The following is an 18,701-nucleotide window of genomic DNA, read 5'->3' as shown; positions in this document are numbered from 1 at the left end:
AAACGGTTTTTAGTAAGGTTGTTTGCAGAATGCAGTTTGCGTTAGTTCTGCGATTTTCAAATTAGAGACGGTCAGGATCAGCGATAGAGGTTCCTTGAATTTGCAAATCCATTTGAATCAGTTTAGGAACACTTTTGACTTGCATTTTTTTCATGATTTTTGCGCGATGTGCTTCAACCGTTTTAAAGCTGACACTCAATTTTTCTGCGATCTCACGACTGGAAAGTCCGGCCACAACATATCCCATCACTTCTCGCTCTCTGCGGGTCAGCGAGTCTTTGCGTTGGATGAGTTCCTTGTTTTGTGACCGCGCCATTTTATTTTTGATATCCTGCCCAATTCCTTTTTGGATATAATCCAGCAAAACCTGATCACTCACTGGTTTTTCCAGGAAATCGACTGCACCGGCTTTCATTGCACGCACCGCCATCGGAACATCACCATATCCGGAGACGATGATCACGGGAATATCATATCCCCGTTCCCGCAGTTTCTCCTGAAGTTCCAAACCACTCATTCCCGGAATTCGAACGTCCAGGACGAGGCAGCCGGGAGAATCGGGAGAGTAGCTTTCCAGAAAATCGTTGGCTAGCTCATGAGTCTGAACTTTGAGACCGACGGATTCGATGAGCCACCGGAGCGATTTTCGTATCGCCGGATCATCATCAACTACAAATACGGTCGCTTCCTGATTGACGGTCGCTTCCTGATTGATAGGCATAACTTCAGAAACCACGATGATGTTCTCCATTAATGACAGGCAGAGTTATGAAAAAACTCGTCCCTTTTTTATTTCGACGAGGGAATAGTTTGCCGCCGTGCGCTTCAATAATTGTCTGGCTGATAGACAAACCTACTCCGAGTCCTTTTTGTTTAGTTGTGTAGAATGTTTCGAAGATAGAATTTTCTTCCTCTTTTTTCAAACCTATTCCGCTATCTGTGACACAAATAACCAAATTTCCATCTTCATCCTGGTCGGATTGGATGATTAATTTTCGTTCTTTGACTGGTATCTCAGCCATTGCTTCGATTGCATTAATGATCAGATTCACCAGAACCTGTTCAATTTGAATGGCATCACCAATGGTCTGCAAAGGTCCTGGACTGAGTTCCAGGTGCAATGATACGAAATTTCGCTGTATTTCATGTTCGAGTAGTGAGATCGAATTCTGAATCACCAGATTCAGATCGAGGGGTTTGTGCTCGACTTCGCTTTTTTGGACATGCCGACGTAGACGTTTAATGGTTTCACTGGCACGCTGGGCCTGGCGCGAGATCTCTTGCAGTGGTTCGATCAACTGGTCCTGGCTGGTAGTTCCTGACTGAATACGGCGTATACAGCCATTTGTGTAGTTATTGATGGCGGCGAGCGGCTGATTTAGTTCATGGGATAATTCAGCCGCCAGTTCGCCCATGGTAGACAGGCGGGAAAGATGGGCCAATTCGGCACGGCGCCTGACCAGTTCCTGCTCAGCCTGTTTCTGTTGTGTGATATCGGTGGCAATCACCATGGCTGCGATGATCACTCCTCCACTCACCATGGCCCCCACGCGACATGAATACAGGGCTTTCTTTCCCTCCGCATTGAGACCTTCGGTTTGTATGACCTGGGGGATACCGGTTTGGAATACTTCTTTTAGAATCTGTTTTGCTTTGGTAAGATCATCCGTCTTCATGTATTGAAAGATGTTAGACCCAATGATGCCTTCAATGCCCACTGATGCGATGTTATGGTTGATGTAGAGAATCGTACCATCACAGTCCAGAGTCAAAATCGTATCGGGCGCGTTGGTGACCAGAGAACGCCATTTGGCTTCGGTCTGCTGTAGCGCGCGATAGAGTCGATTTCGTTTTTTATACTCTTCATTCAGGATCGCATGTGCGTGTTGTAGTTCGGCTGTACGAGAAACCACTCTGGATTCCAGATGCTCATTTAATTTTTCGAGTTCTTCCAGCGCTTGATGCTCTCCGGTGACATCTTTGATACAGGACAGAAGTAGGTTTTCTCCTCGGAAGTAAATCTGAACTGCCGACAATAAGGTACAAAGTCGGCTGCCTTTGGGGTTCACGAAATCAAAAAATAGTTCCCGCGCGGTGCCTTCCCGTTTGACTTGTTCAATCATTTCCTGGCGTTGTTGTGTGTTTGACCAGAAACCTATATCAAAGGCACTTTTTCCCAGAATTTCTTCCCGACCGCATTGCAGTGCAGACAAAAAACCCTCATTGACTTCGATAAATAATCCTGTTTCCATTTCCGTGATGCACATGGCAATCGGATTGACCTGGAAGATTTTACTGAACCGTTCTTCGGAGAGTCGAAGTTCTTCTTGTGAAAGCGTTTTTTCGGTAATATCCGCCGCAACGGACAGAAAACCATCCACATCACCCTGTTCATCAAACAGGGGCATATATTCTACGTCGAGGATCAGGTTTCCAACGAACCTTTCCAGGCGTGATACTTCACCATTCAGCGTTTTTCTGAAGATCGAGATCAACTCCGGGTCATCCGCATATTCTTGAAAGACAGACCTGCCGACCCATTCACCAGGTTGGAATCCGACTTTTCTCAGGCCGCCGCCTTCAGAGAAGGTGACTATCCCGTTCCGATCAACGGCCCAGATAATCAACGGGGTATTGGCGAGAATTTTTCTGAGCAGTTGATGATCGATTTGCGCGAGATTCTGCAAGAACTCGCTGGTTTTCAACCCCAGCAGGTTCTCACCCAGCGACTGGGAATCAGCAGAGGAGCTTTGAAGCGAATTATTCTGTGTCACTGCTTACCTCGAAATCGCATAGGGAAGATCGTACTTAACATTGTGGTCCGCAGAAGCGCGTTACGGATGTGAGCATTTCTGATCAGCTGGTCATCGTGCATGCCAGAATAAAAAATCGCTGAATGTAAATAGATTCACGATTGTTTATGTTAACTTGGCAGGCAGGACAAAGTCAAATTTGCATTCTCTTTAAGTGATTGATCAGGCATGGTTCTATGAATTCTCGTCAGATTCCAGGTCAATCTCTCTGCCTGTCTGTCCCTTTAATGTTTCATTGAGTTTTGCATGATCCGTTAAATCAAATTTGAGAGGCGTGACGGTCACATATCCTTCTGAAAGCTCCTGTATATCGGTGCCTGCTTCCAGCCGGTGATTGCTGATCGGATCCAGGCCGCTCCAGTAATAAGGCCGCCCTCGTGGATCGATCCGTTTTTCCATCACATCAAAGTGTCGTTTCACGCCGAGAGATGTCCATTTTACGCCGCGCGGCCATTCGGGTTTCGTTTCCGGAAAATTGACATTCCAGAGTCTGTCAGAGTCAGAGCGGGAGTTTTCCTGTAACAGTTTTTTGATAATCGGAATACTCTGTTCCGCACATTGATCATAATCCGGTTTGATATCGTTAGCAAAACTACTGGCGGCGGAAATGGCAATCGATGTGATGCCGGCAAACGCGCCTTCGATCGCGCCGGCGACAGTTCCCGAATACAGCACGTTGATTCCCGCATTGGACCCGGAATTAATCCCACTCACGATCAGATCGGGGCGTTGAGGACAGAATTCCAGGATTCCCAGTTTGACACAATCTGCCGGACTGCCGGCAACAGCCCAGCCCCAGTGCTGTTCCCCTTCGAACTCCTGATGTATCATCAGAGGATGGAGATAAGTAATACTGAGGCCGACGCCACTCTGCTCTGACAATGGGGCGACGACTTCAACATCGCCCAGTTGTGTCAGCGCTTTTTGCAGACTCCGAATACCAGGGGCATGAATTCCATCGTCGTTGGTTAATAAGATTTGCACTAAACTACCTCAAGTTATAGAAGAGAGCAGGGGGCTTAGTAATCAAGCTTCCCTGTGGCTTTGCGATTTCTCTGTTTGAACGAGTCATTGGTATATTATCCGAATGAGCGACTTAAATACACCACCACGACTGTTTGTCATTATTCCTGCTGCTGGCAGGAGCCGTCGCATGGGCACGCACAAGCTGTTGCTGACCCTTGGTAAAGAAACCGTCATCCAGAGACTGGTTCGGGGATTAAGCGCGCCTTTTATAACCCGAGTCGTCATTGTCGCTCGCAAAGGGGATGATCGATTGCAGGATCATCTTTCCGATATGGATCTGGATTTGATCCAACCCGAAGTTGATCCTCCCGATATGAAACAAAGCGTGCAAATCGGGTTGGAATGGATTAACACCCACTACGAACCGGTGGAACAGGACAGCTGGCTGTTAGTCCCCGCGGACCATCCGGTCCTCAATCGTGCGGTACTGGAAGTACTTTATCAGGCCTGGGTGCAATGTCAGGCGGAAGTCATGATTCCTACCTTTCAGAAACAAAAAGGACACCCGGCTTTCTTTCGCTGGTCCATTTCAAAGGACGTCTTTCAGCTTGGGGATGATGAAGGCATCAATGCGTTGTGGAACAATCATCGGGTTCAACCACACTTGTTCGAATGCGATTTTCCGGAAATTCTGATTGATCTGGATACTCCCGAAGATTTCGAGTCGGTAAAGCAGCAATTTTCTGGAGATTTCTGAACCTCAATGCATCCAACAATTTAGATGCTTGGATGGCTGGCGTTTTTCAGCGCAGTTTTGCTGTAGCATTTAGTGCTCATGTTGCTATCTGACAATAGGTTAGCGCGCCACGGTGTTGCTTTTGTGAAACTTTGCAGGTGATAACGATTGTAAAGTGAAAGCGTGATCGACCTCTTAACTAAAAAGTCATATCCCCCTTTTTTCCTCAAGTTACCAAAACTATGTGATCTATGCTTGAGTGCTAAATAGATCAATCCGATGCGATTTTGTTTTTTCCATACGAGACGTCTGCTTTTGATTTGCATCTTTTTTCAGGTCATGTCAATAATGCAGGCAGTCCTGTATGAAATGAAAATTCGGAAAACGCACACTTTCATCATGTGACGAACTTTTTTGGAGGGGGAAATAATGAGAAAGACTTTAGCCTTGGCATTTGCCGCAGTGGCAATGCTGGCTGTTAGTGATTCAGCGCAAGCCTGCAGGTATTTTGGAGCAGCTAGTTATAACTGCTGTCCTACAGTAGCCTGTCAACCAACGGCCTGTTACACCGCTTGTCGTGTTGAGCGGAAGACATGTTACCGTACTGTATACGACCGGGTTTTAGAGCCTCAACAGTATACTGCGTATCGTACTGAATACGAGACAGTCTACGAAGACAAGCAGCAAACCTGTTATCGCATGGTGAATGAGACGGTTTACCGCGATGTCGAATATACGGTACAGAAACCGATATATCAGACATCGGAACGTGAAGAACGTTACACTGTGCGTCGCCCTGTCGTCGAGACTAAATATCGCGATTGCAGCTATCAGGTACAGCGTCCTGTCTGGGAAAATCATGAGCGGGAATGTCGTCGTACTGTGATGCGACCGGTTGTGGAAACAATCGAGCAGGAATGCCGACAGACTGTCATGCGTCCTGTCACAGAAACGATCAACCAGGAGCGTTGTTACACGGTGATGAAGCCCGTAACTACGTATCGTACGGTGCATCGTTTACGTGGCGTCTGGGAAACAAAACAGATTACCAAACCTGGTAAATGTCGCCCCTGCTGGTCGACGAATGCTTGTGGTGTTCCCCAAATGACAATGGTACAGGTTCCCGGAAAAACACGATGTCGTAAAGTTTGGCGACTGCGAAAAGTCGCTTGTCAGGTTCCTTGTACGCAATACGTACCTCAGGTTGTTCGTCAGAACTGCCCGGTTCAGGTTACACGGTATGTTCCTGAAGTGGTTGTGAACAAGTTTCCTGTCAAAGTCTGCAAAATGGTGCCTGAAGTGGTTGTTACCAAGGTTCCGTACCGGACTTGTCGCTGGGTTACCGAAACCGTTGCTCAGAAAGTTCCTTACCAGACCTGTAATTGGGTCTGTGAAGAACGAGTTCGTAAAGTTCCCGTGCAAACCTGTAAAATGGTTTCAGAGAAATGCACCCGCAAGGTTGCTGAGTGCGTGACTCGTAAAGTTCCTTTTACAGTGACACACCGTGTTGCTCGTTGCGTACCAAAACAGGTCGCAGTGAATTGCACACGTTATGTTTCCAAGTGTGTGGCCCGTAAAGTTCCTTACGAAGTTTGCACCATGGTTCCATCAACGGTCTGTCCCACAACTGCCTGTGCAACTGGCAATTGTGGGCTGGTACCTCAAGTTCGGGAATCAGCTAAACCAGTGGTTCCGGAACCACAACCAGAACCGGAAGCAAATCCTAAATTGACTCCCGCGAAACCAGATGTTTCTGCTTAGTCGACTTGGCGAATTGCTTGTGATATGAACGAATTGAGGCAGGTTTCAATTGAAACCTGCCTCTTTTTCTATATCTCCAGTGAGAATACTTGACGAAAAGCAATCAAACTCTTGCCGGCAGCAGATGATCGAAATACCCTTTATGTTATTTCAGATCAATCGACCAGGCTCAAGGCTTAATAGCCTCCTTCAGATGGCAGGCCTTCAGCCCCACAGACGATGTCACAACTTGTGTTCAAGTCACAATCGTCAAAGGCATCATCAAATTCACTGCCCATGTAGTAGCTTTTGGTTTTGCCGTGGCTACCCGACCAGAAACCGGTGAAGGCATACGTCTGGTTCAACGCACCAATCGCGTTCGAAACGTCGTTCAATTCCGTATTCACGGCGACGGCGACTTCGCTTAAGCCAACGATCATTGCCAAGACAGCAATCGTCAGAACCAAGACTAATTCGGCTGAAATGATGAATCCTGATTCGTCATTGTACAAACGGCGTACGATACCTAACATTTGAGAGTCCCCTTAACTTAATTGTAGAGTGTGCCAAAAAATCGAAGCATCGACGTCCGGCACTGTGAGAGAGTGTTTGTTTTCGTGAGAGAGATTTTTACGTTTCCGTCCATTTGTAATGAGCGTGCACTCAAAAAATCGACATGAAAATAACAGAACGCAGACTGTGTGCCAGAACAGCTCGGAAGGGAAAATCCGCGGTCGGATTTGCGGCGTTATCTCTTTTGTTTCCCTTTGTTTACGCGTTTTTTGTACGGGTAACCATTCGGAAACCTCTTTCAGACAAACGCGTCCGGAATGTAAAGTGGATTGAACACTTTTTTTGAACAAAGTGTAAGATCTGCTGATCGTAAAAAAAGAACCGGCGGGAGTTCCGCCGGTTCTATGAGAGAGTTGAATTGTCGCAGTTTGAAACTACGGAGTGACACTTTCAGAAGCAGTCACCGCGATTGTTCCTGTCACCAGATCGCAGGACGTGTTCAGATCGCAGTCATCGACTGAGTCATGAAACGTAGAACCAGCGTAGTGACTTTTCGCTTTGCCTTCACAAAAAGTGCTGGCAGTAAAACCGGTATAAGCATAACTCTGATTCAGAGCACCGATGGCGTTTGAGACGTCGTTCAATTCGGTGTTTACAGAAACAGCGACTTCACTCAGTCCCACAATCATAGCCAGCACAGCAATGGTCAGTACTAGAACCAGTTCTGCTGAAATTACAAACCCACTTTCATCTTGCCATATAGCCCGTAACATGATTTTTATCCCCTATTTTGAAGAAAACTCTGCCCAGGAAGCTCCTGAACAGAGTTTTGTGAATTTGATCGTAATCAAAATTATGGAGTAACTGATTCAGAAGCAGTTACAGCAGTTGTACCTGTAACCAGGTCACAAGTGGTGTTCAAGTCGCAGTCATCGACAGCGTCATTGAAACGTGAACCAGCGTAGTGGCTCTTGTTTTTTCCACCAGTTCCAGCGAAACCTGTGTAGGCATAGCTCTGGTTCAGTGATCCGATTGCGTTTGAAATGTCGTTTAATTCAGTATTAACAGCAACAGCAACTTCGCTCAATCCGACGATCATAGCCAGTACAGCGATGGTCAAAACGAGTACTAATTCTGCTGAAATTACGAAACCTGCTTCATCGTTCCAAAGTTGATTTAACATTCTAATGAGTTCCTTGGTTTTTTTCAAAATTTAGTTGAGAGACTTTTACGGATCGATTTCCCGAAATGAGAAACCCATCCAAAACGATGAGATCCATATCACACATGCGATATATTTCTCAGAGCCAGAGAGAGACAACGCTCCATTCAGGCACACTTTGTGAAATTACCGGCCAGCAATTTCACGGTACAAACTGCAGTATTGTTTTCATAAATATTTTTAAATTCACACGTTATGACCCGCGGAGCAATGGAAGCCCAAAATGGTGCCTGTGGCATCATTCGCATTGAATGCTCTCTCACCTTCATGCAATGCCGTTGGCTTCTCTTCTTCGTTCGGGGACTAATCGCAAGAAATAGAAGAAGCCTCAACACGGGTCACAACGCTGCGAATCAATGTGTGTTTATTTGATCAACCAGTATTCCTGGCATTTTCAATTCGATTCAACTTGTCATGCCTAGACCATAACGCAGTCGGTGTGCCAGACGGAAAAGGAACGTTGATGACCGAAGTCCACAAAGCGTGTGGAGAGAAAGAAACACATCTTTGGAATCGCTATAAATGTAATCAAAGATAGAATTTACATAAATAGTCGATGGGAGAGTCACAAAGACGTAGAAAGATCGATTGGTTGTTTTCAGGCAACACTGGCTATTAAAAATCTTGAACAGTCTGTTAAAGCAACTGTCAATCAGATGAGCGAAATTTTATACACCAGCCCCCAACAGCGTCTGACTGTCTTGCCAGGTCTGGAATTCAGATCAAAACTAAGTTGTTTTTGAAGAACCCTGCTCAGGAACGGCCCTGAGCAGAGTTTTCGTATTTACACACAATCATCTCAAACTATGGAGTAATAGCTTCAGAAGCGGTAACAATACCGGTACCTGTTACCAGGTCGCAAGTGGTGTTCAGGTCACAGTCATCAGTAGCGTCATTGAACCGTGAACCGGCGTAGAAGCTCTTGGATTTTCCACCATTTCCAGTGAAACCAGTGTAGGCATAGCTCTGGTTCAGGGCTCCGATGGCGTTTGAAATATCGTTTAATTCAGTGTTTACAGCGACAGCGACTTCGCTCAGTCCGACGATCATAGCCAGGACAGCGATCGTGAGTACGAGAACTAATTCCGCAGAAATTACGAAACCAGCTTCGTCATTCCAAAGTTGATTCAACATGTTTGAGTTCCTTAATTGTTTTACTAGAGAGTAAGAGTGTTTGTTTTCGATTCAGATCGAGAAACCTAAATCGCGAGAGACTACATCTGCATCTTTCCATGCAAATGCACCAGCATTGATCATGGAAGGTCCAGACAAGAACCAAGAAACTTGTCAGAATACTTCCCATGACCGGGGAATCAGACTGCCCCAAATAAGATATGAGAACCGGTTCACTCATATGGCCTTTGGAACGAGAACCCGCTATTCACAGGTTCGCAGCAGAGTATTCCCACTATGCTGATTATGGTGATCGCACAGATCGTGCCGAAGGAGTATTCTTTACAAGCCCTACAACACGCAGATCTGGAATAGTTTCTCTAACACCTTTTACTGTTCAAGTTTAACACGCACACTGTTTTGGACCGTGTATCAGAAAGCAGCTGGAGACGTACCTCGTTTGTAAGGAATCTGAAACACTGCTTTACATTTCCTGTTTACGAAATCCAACAAATACTTACATTGAACATGATGGGTTCAATAGAAAAGGGAATCTGACTTACGAAGGAACATAGAACTGAGTTCCCGTTAGAGATGTGATAAATTTAAGTGAGACAGAGCGAATTCTGTTCTGTCGTTGAGAGATGTGCCATTAGCTCAGGAAAGTATATTTAGGCTATGCAGGTTACTATTACCGCCGTCGGTCCGGACAATCGTGGATTAGCCGACCCTATCGTGCACTATGTCACCGGTGTCGGGGCGAATATTCATGAAATTCAAATGTATGACCATGATTCCGAGCATCTGTTTGCGATGTTACTGCGAATCGACTGGCCGACCGACGTAGAGCCGGTTGCGGTCCTGCGCGAGCGGATCATGCAGATTGGGACGCAAAAGGGATTGACCTTAAGAGTCTGGGCGCGTGACGAACATGATCGTCCACCACGCGTTGCCATTTGTACGACCTACCGCAGTGAACCCGCGGAAGCCGTGCTGAATGCCATCCAGGATGGCCTGATTAAAGCAGAGCCTGCTGTGATTCTGGGAAACCGGGACCGCTGCCAATCCTTAGCCGACAAATATCAGGTCGATTTTCACAATATCGGCGATGATCACGGCAACCCGGATAACACTCGCATGGTCGAGTTGTTTGACTCGTATGATGTCGATTATGTGCTGCTGGCCCGGTACATGCGCGTTTTGCCCCCCAGCATTTGCTGGAGTTTTGCTGGTGGGAGAATCATTAACCTGCATCATGGGTTACTCCCTTCGTATCCCGGGTTCCAACCTTACGAAGACGCCTTCAGCCATCATATGCTGACATTTGGAGCCACAATTCATTTTATTATTCCGGAGTTGGATGCAGGCAATCAAATCATCCATCAGAATGCGTTTACGGTATCGCCGGGCACTACGTTAAAAGAAATTAAACGGATCGGCGAGACCGCGCATGAGCCGGAATGCCTGGTGGAAGGGGTCCGTCGGGTGGTGAATCGCGAAGTCGAACTCCACTTTCATCGTGTTGTGGGCATAGAAGACAGGGAATGATGTTGTCCCGAGCGCTTACGGGTTTTCTTTCAACTTGGATTTGACCTGCTCAAACACCGAGTCGAACATGGGTTCTGTCAGCCGCCCGGTGAAGGTGTTCTGCTGGCTGGGGTGATAACTGCCGATGAGCCAGTGCCCATCGGGGAACTGAAATGAGGCACCATGCGAAAAGGCAGGGCGCTTGCCGGTCCATTTTTCCTGGCGTTTTTTGAAATCCAGTACTGCTTTCCAGCCGATCCCTCCTAGTGCCAGAAAGACTTTAACGGGAAGCAAGTCGACCGTCTGTTCCAGCCAGGGGTGGCAGTTTTCAACTTCTTCACGCGTTGGTTTATTCGCTGGCGGAGCACAATGACAGGTAGCGGTGATCACGCAGTTATGTAATTGAAGACCATCGTCGCTACTCTCTGCTTGAGGCTGATTGGCGAAGCCCGCTTTGAACAACGCCCGGTACAGCCAGTCGCCACTTCGGTCCCCCGTAAACATTCTACCGGTACGGTTCGCCCCGTGTGCTGCGGGCGCGAGACCCACAATTAACAGTTCGGCACGCGGGTCACCAAAATTCGATACCGGTTTGCCCCAGTACTCCCAATCTCGGAAGGACTTGCGTTTTTCGGCGGCGATTTTCTGACAATGGGCCAATAATCGCTCGCATTTCGTACAATTCACGATGTTCTGATTCAGCTGATTCCACTTCGATTCTGGCATCATTTGCTCTTGCGTTCAGTTCTATTGGTGAAGAATGCCGGATTGTGACCGTTGTGCTGCTTAGTTCAGATAAACCGGTTCAATGCGACATATCTGTACTACCAATACCAGCAAACAGGCGAAACAGTCAAACCGGACTCTATATTTAAAGAGAACATTTTAAAATCCAGACTTGAAAAGCCATCTGATGCCACTTTACGATAGTATCAAAGCGCCATGTGTTCCGGTTTTGTGTCGGCACGGCGTTTGTCAATGACAGACAGCTTTTGAATATGAGTCCCTTTCAGGAACAGCGATTGTGTCCAAACTACAACTCCCTCTCATGTCACTCGTGGCGGCAATCCCCGGCGGTTTTTTGACTTACCTGCTGGTGATGGCATTTCTGAATCATGCAGAAGCCATGTCAACCACCCTGCTTGGCATAGCAGGATTGACACTTTTGTTGAGTGGCTTTCTGACGATCTTACCCGTCGGCGCCCTCATCCTTGGCCCCAAGGGAGCCTCGAAGAAAAAGGCCAAAGGCAAAGATCAACCTGAGCCCGAGGATGAAGAAGACGAATTCGTCTCCGATTCAGCAGCCGAACTTTCTGATGAATTCGCCGAAGACGAATTTGCTGATGAAGAAGACGGCGAGGACGACGATGACATGCTGGCCTCAGGAGATGATCTCGATTTCGGTGAAGTCGACGAGATCAGCGATAGTGAAATCAGCGGCGAAATCGAAGAGGAAGAATTTGATTTCAGCGATGAGTATGAATTCGATGATGAGGATGAAGAGGACAAGTAACGGGCCATTGCCCTCTTTCATTCTCATTATCACGACACTCTTATTTCAGGTGTTCCTGAAAAAACTGATCCATGTCTGCGACCATGTCGTTGAACCAGGGCAGTTGATTCCAGCAGCCATGTTTCCCGTTCGGATACACTTTGACGCCAGTTTTGACGCCCAGCGATTTTAGTTTTTCACGCGAAGGCGCGTTTCGTTCGGGATGATCATGCTCCCCCATCATAAATAATAGCGGTGGTGTCTGCTTGGAAAGATGCAGATGCGCATCACTAAGCTCATACAGCTCGGGTGCTTCATCAATCGTTTTTCCCAGCCAGATATTTGAGTAGGAGTTCTTGGGGCTCTTGCGTGAACGGTCAGCGACAGTGCCCGAAGCCATCTGCATTGGCCCCGCCATGACAATCGCAGCCTGCAGTGCGGAAGACTGATCTTGGTGTCCCGCCTCTCCCTGTAATGATTTGACATCCGATGCCGCCGCCATGAGTCCTACCAGATGACCGCCCGCAGAACCTCCCACGGCACCAATCTGCTGCGGATTGACGTGATACTGTTTTGCTTCTCCCCGTAAAAACCGGACGGCAGCATTGCAGTCTTGAATTCCCGCGGGAAACTTTGCTTCATGACCCAGTCGGTAGCCGGCTGCCATCGTGACATAACCGCGTTCCGCCAACGCAACCGCCAGGGCGCGGAACTTGGCTTTGTCCCCATTTAACCAACCTCCACCATGTACAACGACCACGGCGGGAAATGGGCCTTTCCCTTTCGGTACGAAGATGTCAGCCAGTAAATTTCGAGGTCCAGCCTGTCCATACACGACATTCAGATGGGGAGTGACTGATTCGGGTACATTAGTCGAAGGACGTTTTGAACTGGTTTTTGTTGTCGGTTCGGAAGCAGGTTCTGGCATACAGCCGTAGGCGTTCATCCGTTGGCGATACAAGCCGCCAAAACCAGTGATATAGAGCGAACGCATATCCTGATCGCCGAAAGCGCAGTTAATGGGTCGCGTTGGAGTATGAATTTTCGCCAGCAGTTTGCCTTCTGGATTCCAGATCCAGATATCCGCAGGACCGGCACAGTAGACGTTGCCTGCACGGTCAACCGTCATGCCATCGGCTCCTTTATCAGGACCGGAATCCATCTTGGCGAACAATCGCCCGTTGGCAGTGATACCCGACTTTGTTACGTCATAAGCCCAGATTTCTTTCGGCACATAAGCGGCGACATACAGCGTCTTGCTATCTGGTGAAAGGATTAAACCGTTGGGGGTTTTAATGTCTTTAATAGCGACAGATTGCTTCCCTTCGGGCGAAATATAGATGACTTCTCCCTGGCCGGTGAGTGTGTAATAGATCCCGCCTTGTTGATCAACGACCAGGTCATTCGGACGGCGGGGAGGCTTGGCGTCCGCCGGTTGGCCGGCAATCCGGATTTTCTGTTTCCCTTTCAACACGCTGATCTGGCTGGCACCATTGTCTGACAGATAGAGTTTGCCATGGTTGAAATAGCTGGCGCTGATCCGGCCTGCGTCTTCCAGGAAAACGGAGACTTTCCCAGAGCGGGGATGATAGCGATATAGTTTGCCCCCTTTTACATCGGGGAAATACAGATTTCCTCCCCCATCCCAGGCAGGGCCGTCCGCCAGGCCGAAGTCAGTGGCAATGGTTTCCAAGGGGGATGACGTATCGACGATTGAATCCGCGGCGGTGCCGATCTGATTCAATAACGCAAGCGACAAGAGAAAAAGGGCGAGCTGTTTCATAAATGGTTCCTGTTATTCGGTTCAAGGTGTCAGTTCGTTAGATTGATATCAAAGTCTGTTATTGTCTGACGAGGCGGATTTGTCGCACGTCCATTACGGCATTTTTCGCTTTTTGGATTGGTTTCACCTGGAGTGACTGCACGCCGGTTTGATCAATTTTCAGTTGACCAATATGACGTTCTTTAAAATTCTGAAAGTGGCCGGTATCTTCGACGATAAAAATCACCTTTTGGTCATTGATCCCCAGTTCCACTTTACTACCTCCCTGTCCGCGCCCGCAGCCCTGCAGTAAATAGACATCAAACACGCCGGGCGTTTTCAAATCCAGTTTCCATTCGCACCAGTCTTTTTCATTGGCCCAGTAGCCAACGGTATTTTTATGCGGCTGCGGTTCATAGCGTAACAATTTGCCATGCACGACCGCATCTTTCGCATCCAGCACGATCTGCTGATCGGCATTTTCTGGAGTCACCTTCGGTTTCACGGGTAGATAGGGAGGTTCCTTGAATTCGACGATGACTGTTGCTGCTAGCGGCAGTGCTTGAGGCAGCTGGATTTCCCATTCCTCAATGCCCGGCTTGAGCGTGAGCGGTTTTTTCTCGGTATCATTGGCAAGGTAAATCGTTTTCAAGCGATTATTCATGCGCGGGATCGAGATACTTTTAGGGGGCCTGGAATCAGAGAGTTCCAGTTTCAGACCTAGAGGCAAGGCACTGATGCTTCCCCAGCTTTTTTTGATGGGAAATGCTTTCTGGCCAGACTGACGAGCAAATTTCGTCGCTGCCTGGACTGAGTGACCGTGGAAAAAACAGCTCACCGTCCCTACAATCAGGAGCATAGAAAACAGGGAGATCACATTTCGAGTGAACCTCAACGTCAAGTTGTGCATCAAAACAGCGCCCCTCGATTGATGTTGAAAAAGGGTGTGAGTGAAATTACTCTCCATTCTTGATCATCTCAATCGGCAGATCAATCGATAAGTGAGTGAATGGGGCAGTTCTGCGTAAGAAACATTCATTGTCAATCTGTGGATTGGCGGGACAAATCTGGAAACGTAAAGAAAGACATCGATGAGTGATGAAGATCAGACGATCGTTGAAACCCGTTTCTTAAAATTAATCAAACGCGGACGCTGGGAATTCGTCCAGCGCGCGAATTCGACCGGGGTTGTCTGTCTGTTCCCACTTACAGAGGATTACCGGGTGATTCTGGTCGAACAGTTTCGGCCTCCCGTTAATGCGCCCGTGATTGAGTTTCCTGCAGGTCTGGCCGGAGATATCAAAGGTCAGGAAGAAGAAGCATTCAAGACAGCCGCTGCCCGAGAACTGATCGAAGAAACAGGATATGAAGCACAGACCATGATTCCGCTGGGATCGACCGTCTCTTCTGCCGGACTGACTGACGAAGCCGTTGAATTCTTTCTGGCGCTCGATCTTAAAAAGGTGGCGTCTGGAGGCGGCGATGAATCGGAAAACATCACCGTTCACGCGGTTCCGTTCCAAGAAATTGAACCCTGGTTGCAGGCGGCACAAGAGCGAGGTTGCCTGTTGGATGCGCGGGTTTATGCCGGCCTTTATTTTTTATCGAAACACATTCCCGAAAACCGCTGATTTGTTTCCTTTCTTTCGGAGTCATTCCTGAGATATAATCAGCGTGCCAATCAAAAATAATCTGATATACCAAAGCCCTTTCAGAAAAAGAACGTGAATCCTATGAGCGAAGAATGGATAGCCGACCGCATGCATCTGATTGATGCTTCAGGAATTCGAAAAGTATTCGATCTGGCGGCGAACATGAAGAACCCGGTTAACCTGAGTATCGGGCAACCGCACTTTGATACTCCTGATACGATTAAAGATGCCTTGTGTCAGGCGGTCAGAGATGGCAAAAATGCCTATAGTCAGACGCAGGGGATTGCACCACTGCTTGAAAAAATTCAATCGCGGGTCGACGCAGAGTATCAGCATGAAGATCGCCAGGTGTTTGTTTCCAGCGGCACCAGCGGAGCATTGATGCTGGTTTTAAATGCGCTCATCAATCCGGGCGATGAAGTGATTGTCTTCGACCCCTACTTTGTGATGTATACACATCTGACACGCGTCGTCGGTGGCAAGCCGGTCTTTGTGGAGACTTATCCCGATTTCACCATCGATATCGAAAAAGTACGCGCTGCGATTACCGATCGCACCAAGTTGATTCTGTTCAACAGTCCCAGCAATCCGACCGGGCATGTCGCTTCGGAAGCAGAGACGCGTGCACTGGCGGAATTGGCGGCGGAAAAGAATATCGCGCTGGTCAGCGATGAGATCTATCGTTCTTTCTGCTACGACGAATCGTTTGTCAGCCCGGCTGCTTTTAATGAGAAAACGATTGTGATTGACGGATTTAGTAAATCACATTCGATGACCGGGCATCGCCTTGGCTTTGTGCATGGACCGAAGAGCGTCGTTCAACAGATGATCAAACTGCAGCAATACACGTTTGTCTGCGCGCCGCATCCGGTGCAATGGGCGGGACTGGCTGCGCTGGATTGTGACATTTCAGATCGGGTAGAAGAATATCACCAGAAACGTGATCTAATGCGGGACCGCTTGTCAGACAAATTTGAAATCGCCGGTGCTGGCGGAGCCTTCTACATGTTCCTCAAAACGCCTTGGGGATCGGGGACTGAGTTCTGCACCGAAGCGATCAAAAACAATCTGCTGATCATACCCGGCAATGTGTTCAGTAACCAAGATACGCATTTTCGGATTTCCTATGCACAGGAGAACCCGGTTCTAGAGGAGGGAGCCGCCATTCTCAATCGTCTGGCAGATCGTAAAATGTGAAAAATCGGCCCGAAAACCAATAGACTTTCTCTTGGCAGTAAGTTTTTTGAGACATTTGAAAACTTTCGCTATACCTTAAAGGGTATCACCTCTATTATGGAGAGTGTGTACTTCTTTCTATCAGGTGATAAACGACTTACGATACTGCCAGACAACAACTTATGCCATCTGACAAACGACGAAAAAAGATCAAACCGGTCTCGGCTGGAACGACCGGAGAAAGTTCCGCGACGCCTCCCAGTCAGGGGAAAGGGGTGCGTACACCGCCGGTGTCAGGTTTTGATGATTCCGATTCCACTCAGGAAACGATTTATCAAACCAGCAATTCATCGCAGCCTTCGGGTGACGCCAGATCAACGAATCTGATCGGTTTACAGTTGGATGACTTCAAGATTCTGAGAAAGCTGGGGCAGGGCGGGATGGCAACCGTCTATCTGGCCGAGCAGGTTTCTCTCAAACGCGAAGCCGCCATCAAGGTAATGCATAACGAACTGATGAGCGACGAAACGCATGTCAGACGATTTGAACGCGAGGCAAAAGCAGCCGCTGGCCTGACGCATCCGAACATCGTTCAGGTCTATATGACGGGCGACTTCGAAGGCACCCACTATATTGCACAGGAATACGTGCGCGGGGTCAATTTACGAGAACATCTCGCCCGCAATGCGCCCCCTGATTGTGCGTTAATTCTGCGAATCATGCGTCAGGTAACCGCAGCCTTAAATGCCGCTGCGGAAAAAGAGATTGTGCATCGGGACATCAAACCTGAAAATATCATGATCACCTCCCGGAAACTGATCAAGGTGGCCGACTTTGGTCTCGCGCAAATCGCTCAGTCGGATGAACGCGTCGATTTGACTCAGGTCGGCACGACTATGGGCACGCCTTTGTATATGAGTCCGGAACAAGTTAACGGCAAGCCCCTTGACCAGCGGAGTGATATCTATTCGCTGGGGGTCACCTGCTATCATCTGATTTCAGGGCGTCCCCCGTTTCATGGAGAAACGGCACTTTCGATTGCCGTCAAACATCTGAATGAACCGCCGCCACCACTGGCAAAACGTCGACCGGATCTCCCTGTCGCGCTCTGCAACCTCGTCCACCGTATGATGGAAAAAGATCCAGACAAACGTCCGGCGAATGCGGCTGAGCTGATGCAGGCAATTAAGAAAATTCCAGAGCAGCCTACGGTCAAGCAGGGGAAAAACTGGACTTCACTGGTTCCCTTTCAGGGCAATCGGGGATTTCAAAAACAACTTCTCGCGTTTGTATTGGCATCGCTGTGTCTGGGGAGCGTGGCGGCTGCCATCGGTTGGGTCAATCGCCCCGGAGATCCATTGAAGGCACCATTCCAAGAGCAAGTAGGCGGAGGGGCTGTCGAGAGTATCATCCCCCATGAAAAAACGGCGTTTGCGCAGTTTTTTCTCGCAATGCGATTGAAAGAAAAAGAAGCAGCCTGGCAGGCGGTCATCGATTATGAACCTGTTAGTGAAGTTTATAAAAAACGCGCCCAGATTCGCTTAGGCGTATTATTGATCAAACCGGATCGATATGACGAAGCCAAAGCTATTTTTCAGGACCTGGCAAACTCGGGTCAGACTGAGTATGAAGTCAATGGTTATGCGGGGCTGATGGCTCTGGAAAGTATCAACGGGAATGCGCGGGGGGCTCAGGATATATGGGATATCCGAGTGCGGAACCATTGGAGGGATCTGGATGCAGGATTGATCGAATACGTCGTAACGGCGCTGGAAGAGAATCAGATTGCTTTGGAAGCGGATAAAGTAGATAACAGTGAGTTTATTCTCGACCTTTCCAGTTTTGACGATGAGGAAGCCAGACCCCCTGGAACTTGAAAGCGCCAGGAACACCTGAGAGAAATCAGCGAGAGTTCTGACAATCTTCCGAGCTCCTGTTAGGGAGAGTGTCTTTTCGTGAGCAATGGCCTATAATGGCTGCAGGTTCAGC

Annotated in this window: 17 protein-coding genes; 7 read left to right on the top strand and 10 right to left on the bottom strand. The window is 48.2% G+C overall.

Going from position 1 to position 18,701, the window contains the following annotated elements:
- Positions 1–61: 61 nt before the first annotated feature.
- The 3 genes from AAC022_RS10725 to surE form a co-directional block, all read right to left on the bottom strand.
- On the bottom strand, positions 62–736 hold the full coding sequence (locus AAC022_RS10725) for a response regulator transcription factor (protein WP_339730801.1): 675 nt from the start codon (positions 734–736) through the stop codon (positions 62–64).
- Positions 726–2,774, bottom strand: a complete 2,049-nt coding sequence (locus AAC022_RS10720) for a PAS domain S-box protein (RefSeq protein WP_339730799.1) — start codon at positions 2,772–2,774, stop codon at positions 726–728. The genes AAC022_RS10725 and AAC022_RS10720 overlap by 11 nt, the downstream gene beginning before the upstream one ends.
- A gap of 213 nt (positions 2,775–2,987) precedes the next feature.
- Entirely contained in the window at positions 2,988–3,797 is an 810-nt protein-coding gene (surE, locus tag AAC022_RS10715; protein ID WP_339730798.1) for a 5'/3'-nucleotidase SurE, read from the bottom strand.
- A gap of 103 nt (positions 3,798–3,900) precedes the next feature.
- On the opposite strand from surE, the gene AAC022_RS10710 reads away from it, so the two are divergent.
- On the top strand, positions 3,901–4,536 hold the full coding sequence (locus AAC022_RS10710) for a nucleotidyltransferase family protein (RefSeq protein WP_339730796.1): 636 nt from the start codon (positions 3,901–3,903) through the stop codon (positions 4,534–4,536).
- Positions 4,537–4,944: 408 nt separating this feature from the next.
- The gene (locus tag AAC022_RS10705; protein WP_339730795.1) at positions 4,945–6,276 is read left to right on the top strand and encodes a hypothetical protein; all 1,332 of its coding nucleotides are present in this window, start codon (positions 4,945–4,947) and stop codon (positions 6,274–6,276) included.
- 176 nt (positions 6,277–6,452) lie between these two features.
- Here AAC022_RS10705 and AAC022_RS10700 read toward each other — a convergent pair whose 3' ends face one another.
- The 4 genes from AAC022_RS10700 to AAC022_RS10685 all read right to left on the bottom strand — a co-directional run bounded on the left by AAC022_RS10700 (position 6,453) and on the right by AAC022_RS10685 (position 9,124).
- Positions 6,453–6,779, bottom strand: coding sequence for a hypothetical protein (locus AAC022_RS10700; protein WP_339730813.1), 327 nt, complete (start codon positions 6,777–6,779; stop codon positions 6,453–6,455).
- A 423-nt stretch (positions 6,780–7,202) separates the two neighbouring features.
- Positions 7,203–7,541 carry a hypothetical protein gene (locus tag AAC022_RS10695; RefSeq protein WP_339730794.1) on the bottom strand — a complete coding sequence of 113 codons (339 nt, stop codon included), beginning with the start codon at positions 7,539–7,541 and terminating at the stop codon, positions 7,203–7,205.
- A gap of 80 nt (positions 7,542–7,621) precedes the next feature.
- Positions 7,622–7,951 carry a hypothetical protein gene (locus tag AAC022_RS10690; protein WP_145218885.1) on the bottom strand — a complete coding sequence of 110 codons (330 nt, stop codon included), beginning with the start codon at positions 7,949–7,951 and terminating at the stop codon, positions 7,622–7,624.
- 843 nt (positions 7,952–8,794) lie between these two features.
- Complete coding sequence (locus tag AAC022_RS10685; protein WP_339730793.1) at positions 8,795–9,124, bottom strand: hypothetical protein; 330 nt, start codon at positions 9,122–9,124, stop codon at positions 8,795–8,797.
- A gap of 657 nt (positions 9,125–9,781) precedes the next feature.
- Between AAC022_RS10685 and AAC022_RS10680 the strand changes: the two genes are divergently transcribed.
- Positions 9,782–10,651, top strand: coding sequence for a formyltransferase family protein (locus tag AAC022_RS10680; RefSeq protein ID WP_339730792.1), 870 nt, complete (start codon positions 9,782–9,784; stop codon positions 10,649–10,651).
- A gap of 15 nt (positions 10,652–10,666) precedes the next feature.
- On the opposite strand, the gene AAC022_RS10675 is transcribed toward AAC022_RS10680, so the two are convergent.
- Positions 10,667–11,359, bottom strand: coding sequence for a uracil-DNA glycosylase (locus AAC022_RS10675; RefSeq protein ID WP_339730791.1), 693 nt, complete (start codon positions 11,357–11,359; stop codon positions 10,667–10,669).
- Between the two features lie 295 nt (positions 11,360–11,654).
- Between AAC022_RS10675 and AAC022_RS10670 the strand changes: the two genes are divergently transcribed.
- On the top strand, positions 11,655–12,143 hold the full coding sequence (locus AAC022_RS10670; RefSeq protein WP_339730789.1) for a hypothetical protein: 489 nt from the start codon (positions 11,655–11,657) through the stop codon (positions 12,141–12,143).
- Positions 12,144–12,183: 40 nt separating this feature from the next.
- Here AAC022_RS10670 and AAC022_RS10665 read toward each other — a convergent pair whose 3' ends face one another.
- Positions 12,184–13,905, bottom strand: a complete 1,722-nt coding sequence (locus AAC022_RS10665) for an SMP-30/gluconolactonase/LRE family protein (RefSeq protein ID WP_339730788.1) — start codon at positions 13,903–13,905, stop codon at positions 12,184–12,186.
- Positions 13,906–13,963: 58 nt separating this feature from the next.
- Positions 13,964–14,794: a hypothetical protein gene (locus AAC022_RS10660; RefSeq protein WP_339730786.1), complete on the bottom strand. Its 831-nt coding sequence runs from the start codon at positions 14,792–14,794 to the stop codon at positions 13,964–13,966.
- A gap of 181 nt (positions 14,795–14,975) precedes the next feature.
- Between AAC022_RS10660 and AAC022_RS10655 the strand changes: the two genes are divergently transcribed.
- The 3 genes from AAC022_RS10655 (at position 14,976) to AAC022_RS10645 (ending at position 18,589) form a co-directional block, all read left to right on the top strand.
- On the top strand, positions 14,976–15,515 hold the full coding sequence (locus AAC022_RS10655) for an NUDIX hydrolase (RefSeq protein WP_339730784.1): 540 nt from the start codon (positions 14,976–14,978) through the stop codon (positions 15,513–15,515).
- Between the two features lie 102 nt (positions 15,516–15,617).
- On the top strand, positions 15,618–16,733 hold the full coding sequence (locus tag AAC022_RS10650) for an aminotransferase class I/II-fold pyridoxal phosphate-dependent enzyme (RefSeq protein ID WP_339730811.1): 1,116 nt from the start codon (positions 15,618–15,620) through the stop codon (positions 16,731–16,733).
- 161 nt (positions 16,734–16,894) lie between these two features.
- Positions 16,895–18,589, top strand: a complete 1,695-nt coding sequence (locus AAC022_RS10645; RefSeq protein ID WP_339730782.1) for a serine/threonine-protein kinase — start codon at positions 16,895–16,897, stop codon at positions 18,587–18,589.
- The last annotated feature ends 112 nt before the right edge of the window (positions 18,590–18,701 follow it).

This window comes from uncultured Gimesia sp., from assembly GCF_963976445.1.
Taxonomy (GTDB): domain Bacteria; phylum Planctomycetota; class Planctomycetia; order Planctomycetales; family Planctomycetaceae; genus Gimesia.
This window is presented reverse-complemented; position numbering and strand designations above follow the sequence as displayed.

What these genes read in the sequence shown, in the direction of transcription:
- AAC022_RS10680 (WP_339730792.1), top strand. Translation starts at nt 9,782, where the DNA reads ATGCAGGTTACTATTACCGCCGTCGGTCCGGACAATCGTGGATTAGCC.
- AAC022_RS10665 (WP_339730788.1), bottom strand. Translation starts at nt 13,905, where the DNA reads ATGAAACAGCTCGCCCTTTTTCTCTTGTCGCTTGCGTTATTGAATCAG.
- AAC022_RS10710 (WP_339730796.1), top strand. Translation starts at nt 3,901, where the DNA reads ATGAGCGACTTAAATACACCACCACGACTGTTTGTCATTATTCCTGCT.
- AAC022_RS10650 (WP_339730811.1), top strand. Translation starts at nt 15,618, where the DNA reads ATGAGCGAAGAATGGATAGCCGACCGCATGCATCTGATTGATGCTTCA.
- AAC022_RS10690 (WP_145218885.1), bottom strand. Translation starts at nt 7,951, where the DNA reads ATGTTAAATCAACTTTGGAACGATGAAGCAGGTTTCGTAATTTCAGCA.
- AAC022_RS10655 (WP_339730784.1), top strand. Translation starts at nt 14,976, where the DNA reads ATGAGTGATGAAGATCAGACGATCGTTGAAACCCGTTTCTTAAAATTA.
- AAC022_RS10685 (WP_339730793.1), bottom strand. Translation starts at nt 9,124, where the DNA reads ATGTTGAATCAACTTTGGAATGACGAAGCTGGTTTCGTAATTTCTGCG.
- AAC022_RS10705 (WP_339730795.1), top strand. Translation starts at nt 4,945, where the DNA reads ATGAGAAAGACTTTAGCCTTGGCATTTGCCGCAGTGGCAATGCTGGCT.
- AAC022_RS10695 (WP_339730794.1), bottom strand. Translation starts at nt 7,541, where the DNA reads ATGTTACGGGCTATATGGCAAGATGAAAGTGGGTTTGTAATTTCAGCA.
- AAC022_RS10645 (WP_339730782.1), top strand. Translation starts at nt 16,895, where the DNA reads ATGCCATCTGACAAACGACGAAAAAAGATCAAACCGGTCTCGGCTGGA.
- AAC022_RS10660 (WP_339730786.1), bottom strand. Translation starts at nt 14,794, where the DNA reads ATGCACAACTTGACGTTGAGGTTCACTCGAAATGTGATCTCCCTGTTT.
- AAC022_RS10675 (WP_339730791.1), bottom strand. Translation starts at nt 11,359, where the DNA reads ATGATGCCAGAATCGAAGTGGAATCAGCTGAATCAGAACATCGTGAAT.